We start from the raw sequence: 396 nt of genomic DNA on the forward strand, positions 1-396 counted from the left end.
TCCCAGCCACTTGCTGTAGGTCTTGCCCGGCTTGCCGGCCTCGGGATCGTAGTAGTCGTCGACGCTCCAGCGCGCTGGCGGGATCTCCTCGACGCAGTCGCGACCGGCCACCAGGTTGTCCCAGTAGGCATCCAGCGTCGGGGCTCCCGGATAGCGCCCGGACATACCGATGATGGCGATACCTTCGCTGGCCGTTGCGCTCCCGGCCGCACCAGGTGCAGGCGCGGCTGGTATTTGCGCCGTCTCTGGTTGTGCAGGCGGTTCTGGGCTGGCCGCAGCCCTGGCGACAGTCGGCTGCGGGGCAAGCGAAGCCGATGGCCCTTGAACCTGGATCGGCGCCTTGGGCTGCAAGGCCTGCTCGACCAGGGCGGCCATGCGCCTGACGCTGGAATGCTC

General features: G+C 68.4%; 1 protein-coding gene. It reads right to left on the reverse strand.

The window, feature by feature from the left end; translation table 11 throughout:
* Positions 1 to 396 (reverse strand): beta-ketoacyl synthase N-terminal-like domain-containing protein (locus tag ACK6AU_RS32060; protein ID WP_409303789.1); only part of this gene is annotated, 396 nt, incomplete at both ends.

The sequence above is a fragment of the Pseudomonas sp. KCJK8993 genome, from assembly GCF_046230915.1.
Lineage (GTDB): Bacteria > Pseudomonadota > Gammaproteobacteria > Pseudomonadales > Pseudomonadaceae > Aquipseudomonas > Aquipseudomonas piscis.